The organism is Paenibacillus sp. 01T424, assembly GCF_056398745.1.
Window position 1 is genome coordinate 67049 of the sequence record NZ_JBFTPZ010000038.1, and the last position, 7698, is coordinate 74746.

A 7698-nucleotide genomic window follows, 5' to 3' on the forward strand; every position below is an offset into this window, starting at 1 on the left:
CGATTGTATAATTATTTTTGTCCGTTTAGTTGGAGGAGAAGCTGTTCGACCATTTCATCTGAAAAAGCACCTTTAAATGCCAAACATCCAAGCCAGAGTACATATCTGCTTTTTCTTCCAATGTCATTTGTGAAACCATTTTCTTTATGTCACGATTCATTTTGAATCCCCCTTAAATAAACTCACAAACTGTAAAGCGTTTTCATTTTTTACTACACACTCATTATAGATGATCAAAAAATCGGAAATATGGTATGATTATTTGAATAACAGTAAATTTATTTGGAGGCATTAGATGGAATTTAATCCTTCCTTTTTAGCTAAATTACTTCATGAGAGCTTGCAGCTGCCTGTTTATTGGTTGAGTGCGGATGATCCAAGCGGGCAGGAATATTTCGAATCCAACGCTCCTATCCCATTTTCCGCCTTACAAAATCCAGAATACTTCCAGCAATTAATAAAACGAACCTGGGATAAAACTTTTCCCGTTATTCAGACAACGGAGTTCGAGGAATTTTTTATCGTGCAGCCCGTTTATTCGAATTTGAAGCGAGCAGGAACCATTATTATAGGTCCCTCAATTGATTATGTTCCTTCCGAGGAAACTGTTCGAAATCTCATGAATGACAATAATATTCCAAGAAAACTCCATCCAGCTTGGGTTGAATATATGCGCAGTCTCCCACTTGTTTCCAAGCAGAGATTATTTCACATTGGCATCATGGCACATTGGATTGTCAATCAAGAGGCGTTAGCATTGACGGATGTTCTTGAGTATAATTTCCGGTTGGACCAACGTTTTTTGTCAGAGGAAGCTATCGAGCTATCGATGTCTAATATGAAGGAATTTTCTAATCTTCACACGAGCCAGGAATTTGAACAGATATTATTACGGCATATTAAGAACGGCGATAAAGCTGCACTTAAGAATCTATTCGTAATAGGTGTAATTGGGGAGGCAGGCACACTATCCAAACGAAGTCATTTGAGAAGCCGCAAAAATATTGCCATCTGTGCAATTGCTGTAGCCATTCGAGCGGGTATGGAGGGTGGACTGTACACTGAGCTGGCATATCGCTTAAGCGATACTTACATTCAGCATATCGAGGATTTAACGGATGTTCGCTCGGTTGAAACCGCGATGATAGACGCCTTCTTAGATATTACGGATCGCGTTAGCGAAAATCGGAAAGGCACCGTTTCTAAGCCAATCGCGAAATGCCGAGAATACATTTTTAATCATTTATATGATGCGATTTCTATCTCTGAACTGGCTGAGCTGACTGGACTTAACGGTACCTATTTATCCACCCTTTTCAAAAAAGAAACGGGACTCACGATCAGTCATTTCATCCATCAGGAGAAAATAGAAGAAGCTAAGAAGCTGCTCGATTTCACAAGTGAGTCGGTCTCAACCATCGCTACTCGTTTGAACTATTATGACCAGACTCACTTTATTAAATCGTTTAAAAAACATGCCGATATCACACCTAAGCAGTATCGTGATCGAAAACGGAATGGAGATAAAAAGCCCATAAAAATATCCCCTTCAAGTTTGCTCTCTTGAGTGACCACTAAAAGGGAAAGTGCGCGGGCTGCGCAGTCAGTCCGCGTGAATGGATCAGTTGGAGCCATTGCAGCTATGCAAAGAGAACTGCTCTGCGTTATTGAGTTTACGATAGGGCAAGAGAAAATCACCGAGGTTGATTTAATTTCGATCCTCTCTCGAACGGCTGCTAACCTTAATGGTCAAAAGCAATTTGCCCCTCTTTACTGCCAGCAACACATTTCGTTCCCAAAACTCAGCTGGCGGAAGAAAATAAAGCATTAGACTGGGTTTCTTTATTCCACGCTGATTCTCAATTGTAATATCGTCGGACTTCATACAATAAGTTTTAGACTGACCTCAGAAATTGAAACAGCGACAGCCAAGGACAAAAAACAAAGTCCTAGACTATCGCTGTTTCATTGAACTAACGTTCCTCGTTAGCCTAATCTTCTTTTCAGAAACTTACCGTCAAAATCAAAAACAACAGGTGCTCCTTTTACTTTTGGAGTCCACCCTTGATCAAGCGACTGACAAATAAAATATTCAACATCTCTTGGTCTAATGATTTTAATATTTAGATGTTCTGTATTAGGGAAGTTTACCCAAACACTGTCGATATCTGATTCAACGTAAACTTCAAGCCGCATTCCTCTAGTGATTTCATGTTCAGCTATCAAGATTATATATCCGCTTCCTGGGGAGATAGTCCATATGTAATTGTCATCTCTGACTGATATTCTTCTGGAACTCTTTTTGTTTATTGTCATTCGTTTCTCCCTTAATTAAAGTATCATTTCAGCAAGATGTGACTCTGTAAGCACTATGGAATGAATGGTGTTGTCTTTAAAAGTCATTCCGTCTACCTTCGCTCCCGAGAAATCTGTACCATCTAGTGAGTTACCAACTAACACTGCATTATTAAAAATACAATTAGTAAAAATACATGCTTTTAGATTTGAATTGATAAACCTCGAGTTTTGAAAATTCGAACCAGCAAAATTCACCGAGAATAGGCACTCCTCAAAGTTGAGATTTGATAAATCAACTTCAGTTAAAACACCGTCTTCAACACAAAGTCTTGAGAATGACCCTTGTCCCTGTTGAATCATTTCCAAAAATCCAACCGCTGTAACTTCGCTGTTCATCCCCACACCCCCGTAACCTACTTGATGACTATGTTTCTACACTGCTACCACGCAAACCTGCCCGTTGGCGTAACGACGAAGGGCTGCCACGCGGCAGCCCTTTTAGTTTTCAACTATCGTTTCCCGTTAGGTCAATGAAGACTTCAAAACGAGCTATTCCCACATGCCAGTGAGTTCCATGCCGTTATCAGGGAAATGGAACCGCCTTGCATCCCCGAGGGTGTTATTGCGCATATTTGTTTCGGCCTTGCACCTACTCCATATGTAATCACAGCTCTAACCTGCATAGGGCTTTCATTCACCTCGAACACAAGATCCGCATGGCCCGTGCAATAGCAACCATCGTCATATTCAGCACGAACGTTACTGAAGGATAGTAATCGAACCCCTTCTTCTTCAGCCAACTGCTTCCAAGCGCTTTCCTTGCTGCCCGCGGTCTTCCGCCCTTCCCAGCCAAACAATTCCGCAGCTCTGTCGTAGTTTTGCTCCTGAACTGCTTTCAGGAATGAAACGGTTTGCTTTTGTATACCTATTGGGTTCCAAAACAAGGTTACTTTGTACAGCAAAAAAATCATGCACAACAACCCCAAATAACCTGCCGATTTCACAAGTAGTTGATTCATTTCTATCCTCCCTCCATTCTATACAGTAGACGAAACGGATAGGGAAAGTGTTACGTTAATCTCCCCATTTGTTGAGAAAACGGAAGTCATTATGTCGGCCGCCGTTTCTTATGTTCATTGAGCTATCGTTCCCCGTTAGTTGAACATCCATCGTCAGACTTCTTAAGTTTTTATAGTCAATCTTCGCAACAATATTGCTCCCTCAGATTTAAAAACCTTCTCGCGTCTTATAAAATCCTCAACTTCAGATAAATTTGCCGGCCTATATCCAGGACCACCACATCCACAGGAATGATATGTAAAACCGTTATTATATAACAATTCTACCTTCATCCACTGTTTAAGGTCATTTTGTTTAAGTGCTTTAAAATCATGTCCCATATCCTTCATTATTTCGGTACATTGTGGGCATTTATAATATCTAATTTTGGATCTCAGTTTTATCTAGTTTTGAAGCAGAAGTTTGTTTGAAAACCTTCCTGCATTTAAAACACGCGTAAATATCCTTATATGGGCCGTAAATTGCATATCGACACATAAATGATCACCTCCATAGATTAGCTGAATCACAACTTGCGTTATCTGCTTTTCTCATCCGTCTTAGCAAAAAAAAGGATAACATTATTTTACCACGCTAACCTGCCCGTTAGCTTAATGATTTAGCGAATTTCCTTCAACCAAAAGAACCCTTTTCGAACGAGGTATAGAGCCGAGCGTATGTACCTCCCTCGAAGGATATTCCTATTTCGTATCTACACTAATGACTTCTCGCAGCCCACTGCAATTTTCCTCAATACAAAAAGGTTCCGAGTTTCCGGAACCTTAAGGAACAGTACAATACTCACATGTGGTTTTCATTACTTTGAATTCTCAATTGCTTCTCTTAAGGCTTTTGCTAGATTACCTTTAATAATTTCATGACCTAAATGTATTTTTTTATCATCTAAAAAATCAAAACCTTTTTGCTTCTTTGTAGGAGTTAAAGAATAACCTTCTTCCCTATCACATGAGTATATAACTAATTTTTTCCCTTTTATTGCTTTTTCATAGCCTTTTACTCCTAAATACTTCTCAAGCGGAGTGATGTCGTTTTCCACGGGAGTTAGAGAATGGCATTTCTGAAATACATATTCAAGCGCTGACTCAATTTGTTCCTCACTGTTAGGATTTTCAACCTCCTTTACTACATCAATGTTTGCAATAACTCCTCCCCACTTATTAATAATTCCATTAGCAATCATAATAATTCTTTTACCGTAAACATAAATATCAACTTGTTTGTATTCCATACTGATTTTCCTCATTTCAAAATATGATACACGACCTAAACGCCTATTTCTGCTGGGTCATTCAGCTGCGTTCGCAAACTACTCCATGGTGCGTTAAACTAACGATTCCCTTAAGCTTAATCCTCTAGAACGTTGCCTAACGACTTTATTGATCAGGATCCAAGTGAAGTTGTGATATGTTTAATGACGGTTTCTTCATTGCGCTCCAATCTGGTGGATCAGTGAAGAAAGTCTTCAGTCGATTAAAGATTTGTTCTCGCTCTTTGAACCAATAGGTACGCTCATTAATCTCAAAGCAGAGGATGAGCGCAATATCAAAGGGTTGATTTGCCTCACTAAATGAAAATTCATTCACGATTGTTTGTTCGTCGATTCCTCCCGAATCACTAAGGTCCTCGTCGTCTTCAATCTTTGAGTTGGCAGATGTTTCTTCACGAAGTTGAATGTGTTGTTCGAATAATTTCTTAGCTTCGTTCATATGGGAAATGAATCTATTCGGATCAAATAGTAATGAAAAATAACCCATCAACTCTTCGAACAATCCTCGCTCAGTGAGACCAATTTCTATTCTGGTAAAACCATGTGTTAAGCCGGGCTTTACCTCTTCCATATAGGAATAGTTGAAGCGAGCTAAGTTTGCCGCATAAGAACTTCTGCCAGTACGATAGTTGTAGAAAGAGCTGCACAGCAACCAGACAAGAGGTGGATAAATCCACCAAAAATATTTATTATGGTCTCGATATAAATTACGATTGGCTGTCCCAAGTAACTCAAAATAATCTGCCAGTTTACCGAGCTCGCCATTCTCATATAACGGACCTAGTAATCCTCGAAACTCATAAAGTCCTAAAAAAAAGTGGTTGTCGATTGAGTATCCTTCATTCAGATCTCCCCGATTCCTTTCCTCCGTTCGCTCGATATTCTCCTTTAACCCTTTATAAAACAATAGTCGATCATTCAACCGTATACACGCTCCTATATAACCAATGATTCCTATTTCAATCCTGGCTCCTAATCTCCTCATACTAACACATATTGGAAGTATCCTGCCCGTTAGCGTAACGACGAAGGGCTGCCACGTGGCAGCCCTTTTAGTCTTCAACTATCGTTACCTGTTAGCGTAGTGCTCTAGCTCCACAAACCAATCCCCTAAGTGATCTGGAGAATGGGCATCTGACCCGTATATACACGAAACCCCATGGTGCCTACATTTAATCAGGAACCATTCAGGTACATACGCTTTCCCACATGTATCTACCCTTAATCCTGCCGTGTTCACATCAAGTCCAACATTCATTCTAAGGAGGAGCGGAATAATTTTCTCCATGCGATCTTTGATTTGCCCTTCATCTATTTCAGGCAAGACGGTTTTAAATTTTTCAATTAGATTAATATGTCCAATTCTTTTCCGTATAGAGAATTGGGAGATCCACTCAATTGCTTCTTCAATATAGTTGTAGTACTCATCAACAACCTTCTCCATCGTTCCGTAATGCTTTAATATATATTCTTTAAAATAATCTGGTCGGTAATCAATTAATCACATTCCACCCATACCGGGTATATAGTACACAGAATAAATAATGTCTTCTAAATCCTGATCAAAGTCATCTATTATTCTTTCAGTGAAATCAAGTTTACCTGGTAAGTAATCTAGCTCTAAACCAACAGCAACATCTATCTTTCCATTGTATTCTTGTTTTTATGCTTGGCATGTTCGATGTACAGAGAAAGCTCACTGTAAGGCATTGCTAGCCTTTTATATAACGAAGCATCATCGATCCAGTTCAATGGTAAAGGGGCATGTTCACTGAGCGTGTAACGCTCGAATCCTAAATTAATCGCTCGTTCTAAATATTCTTCTTGTGAAGTGCCACTACCATGATGACAGTATGGGGTATGGGAATGATCGTCCCATTTCAAATGAAGGTTCCTCCTTATACAAATTGACTGACGGCTTGACTCTTGTAGAGATATCTAATTGTCTAAAGCCATGTTTATCCTCCCAATAAATAACACTTCATTCTTCTATTACAAGACCCTTCTCTTTACACCATTCCATAACTAATTCCTTCACCTTTTTTTCTTTGAATTCATACCATTGTCTTTCGACGTCATGTTCAATGATTCCATCTTTAAATCTTCTAAATGCTCCTCTTCCTTGAATAGCTCCAAACAATTTTTCTCGAACCTCTGCTTTGTCTAATGTCTCAATAAATTCTTCTATTAGTTCATACTCATGGAACTCGTTTCTTAATGTGAATTCGAGGTAAACCTCGTCTTCATCCTCTATAATTTTTATGGCTTGTTCAATGTTCTCTCGTTCCCAATCCGGATAATTGTCAAGCAGCTCTTCATCTTCTGCCGCTCTCATCTCTTCTCTCGATAATGTTATTACTTCTCCTGTCTGGATGTTTAAGTATGTTAGGGTCTCATCCATTTGAATTTCAATTTCAGTAATTAGATCATCTAATTTTACTGTTGCTTTTCTCTCCATTTCACATCTGTCCTTTCATTGAGATTCCTTCTACAAAACAGTTTATTCAAATTACCAAAATAAATCATAGAGGAGCTGCTTTTAAACATGTAACTCGTCCTCAACTATCATCAGACTTTGCAAATTAAATCCGCAGCAACAGCAGCAGACTAGGACGCGAAATAAAGATCTAGACTGCCATTGCTATGGCTACGACTTTTCAACTATCGTTTCCCGTTAGCGTAACGAACAAGCATGTCACCCTGGTTAAGCACATCCTCTGAATAAGGTAATAACCGTACCGAATAGTGCTTTTGAATACACTTATATCCACGTTTGAAACGATTTATTAACCATCTTTACATTGTTCATTTTTGCCCAGCTCTTTAAATCCGAGATGCCTCTATCTTCATCCTTTGAATACCTAAATGCCATATCCAATGGGACGATCTTCCTCCTGTAAGGTAATATCCCAATAACAGGTTTAAAGTACCCCCTGGTCATTATCACTTTAATATCCCTTGAATTAATTATATTCCCATTTAATATGATTTGCTCATTGGATAGGCATAACACGGTTGGTTTCTTAAAAAATGTTCTGTACAATGCGAGTAAC

Annotated in this window: 11 protein-coding genes and 1 pseudogene; 2 read left to right on the forward strand and 10 right to left on the reverse strand. The window is 39.1% G+C overall.

From position 1 onward, the window contains the following. Positions 1-25: 25 nt before the first annotated feature. On the reverse strand, positions 26-160 hold the full coding sequence (locus AC1DPK_RS25055; protein WP_477511978.1) for a hypothetical protein: 135 nt from the start codon (positions 158-160) through the stop codon (positions 26-28). A 135-nt stretch (positions 161-295) separates the two neighbouring features. Here AC1DPK_RS25055 and AC1DPK_RS25060 point away from each other — a divergent pair, with 135 nt between their 5' ends. Beyond that, entirely contained in the window at positions 296-1567 is a 1272-nt protein-coding gene (locus AC1DPK_RS25060) for a helix-turn-helix domain-containing protein (protein ID WP_477511966.1), read from the forward strand. 75 nt (positions 1568-1642) lie between these two features. Beyond that, positions 1643-1831, forward strand: a complete 189-nt coding sequence (locus tag AC1DPK_RS25065; RefSeq protein WP_477511967.1) for a hypothetical protein — start codon at positions 1643-1645, stop codon at positions 1829-1831. Positions 1832-1986: 155 nt separating this feature from the next. On the opposite strand, the gene AC1DPK_RS25070 is transcribed toward AC1DPK_RS25065, so the two are convergent. The 9 genes and pseudogenes from AC1DPK_RS25070 to AC1DPK_RS25110 all read right to left on the reverse strand — a co-directional run. After that, on the reverse strand, positions 1987-2316 hold the full coding sequence (locus AC1DPK_RS25070; RefSeq protein WP_477511968.1) for a hypothetical protein: 330 nt from the start codon (positions 2314-2316) through the stop codon (positions 1987-1989). A gap of 15 nt (positions 2317-2331) precedes the next feature. After that, a complete protein-coding gene (locus AC1DPK_RS25075; RefSeq protein ID WP_477511969.1) occupies positions 2332-2694 on the reverse strand; it encodes a pentapeptide repeat-containing protein in 363 nt (120 codons plus the stop codon). Positions 2695-2837: 143 nt separating this feature from the next. After that, the gene (locus AC1DPK_RS25080) at positions 2838-3317 is read right to left on the reverse strand and encodes a hypothetical protein (protein ID WP_477511970.1); all 480 of its coding nucleotides are present in this window, start codon (positions 3315-3317) and stop codon (positions 2838-2840) included. Positions 3318-4174: 857 nt separating this feature from the next. Beyond that, positions 4175-4606 (reverse strand): hypothetical protein, encoded by a 432-nt coding sequence (locus AC1DPK_RS25085; RefSeq protein ID WP_477511971.1) that lies wholly within the window; start codon positions 4604-4606, stop codon positions 4175-4177. Between the two features lie 145 nt (positions 4607-4751). After that, the gene (locus tag AC1DPK_RS25090) at positions 4752-5567 is read right to left on the reverse strand and encodes a hypothetical protein (RefSeq protein WP_477511972.1); all 816 of its coding nucleotides are present in this window, start codon (positions 5565-5567) and stop codon (positions 4752-4754) included. Between the two features lie 147 nt (positions 5568-5714). Beyond that, positions 5715-6089, reverse strand: coding sequence for a PHP domain-containing protein (locus AC1DPK_RS25095; protein ID WP_477511973.1), 375 nt, complete (start codon positions 6087-6089; stop codon positions 5715-5717). A 194-nt stretch (positions 6090-6283) separates the two neighbouring features. Then, the gene (locus AC1DPK_RS25100) at positions 6284-6529 is read right to left on the reverse strand and encodes a PHP domain-containing protein (protein WP_441880893.1); all 246 of its coding nucleotides are present in this window, start codon (positions 6527-6529) and stop codon (positions 6284-6286) included. 97 nt (positions 6530-6626) lie between these two features. Beyond that, the gene (locus tag AC1DPK_RS25105; RefSeq protein ID WP_477511974.1) at positions 6627-7103 is read right to left on the reverse strand and encodes a UPF0158 family protein; all 477 of its coding nucleotides are present in this window, start codon (positions 7101-7103) and stop codon (positions 6627-6629) included. Positions 7104-7406: 303 nt separating this feature from the next. Next, a pseudogene (locus AC1DPK_RS25110) lies at positions 7407-7698 on the reverse strand (hypothetical protein); the annotation flags it as partial.

Excerpts from the sequence above, each read along its gene's own strand:
- AC1DPK_RS25055 (WP_477511978.1), bottom strand. The coding sequence starts at position 160 with ATGAATCGTGACATAAAGAAAATGGTTTCACAAATGACATTGGAAGAA.
- AC1DPK_RS25060 (WP_477511966.1), top strand. The coding sequence starts at position 296 with ATGGAATTTAATCCTTCCTTTTTAGCTAAATTACTTCATGAGAGCTTG.
- AC1DPK_RS25065 (WP_477511967.1), top strand. The coding sequence starts at position 1,643 with ATGCAAAGAGAACTGCTCTGCGTTATTGAGTTTACGATAGGGCAAGAG.
- AC1DPK_RS25070 (WP_477511968.1), bottom strand. The coding sequence starts at position 2,316 with ATGACAATAAACAAAAAGAGTTCCAGAAGAATATCAGTCAGAGATGAC.
- AC1DPK_RS25075 (WP_477511969.1), bottom strand. The coding sequence starts at position 2,694 with ATGAACAGCGAAGTTACAGCGGTTGGATTTTTGGAAATGATTCAACAG.
- AC1DPK_RS25080 (WP_477511970.1), bottom strand. The coding sequence starts at position 3,317 with ATGAATCAACTACTTGTGAAATCGGCAGGTTATTTGGGGTTGTTGTGC.
- AC1DPK_RS25085 (WP_477511971.1), bottom strand. The coding sequence starts at position 4,606 with ATGGAATACAAACAAGTTGATATTTATGTTTACGGTAAAAGAATTATT.
- AC1DPK_RS25095 (WP_477511973.1), bottom strand. The coding sequence starts at position 6,089 with ATGGAGAAGGTTGTTGATGAGTACTACAACTATATTGAAGAAGCAATT.
- AC1DPK_RS25105 (WP_477511974.1), bottom strand. The coding sequence starts at position 7,103 with ATGGAGAGAAAAGCAACAGTAAAATTAGATGATCTAATTACTGAAATT.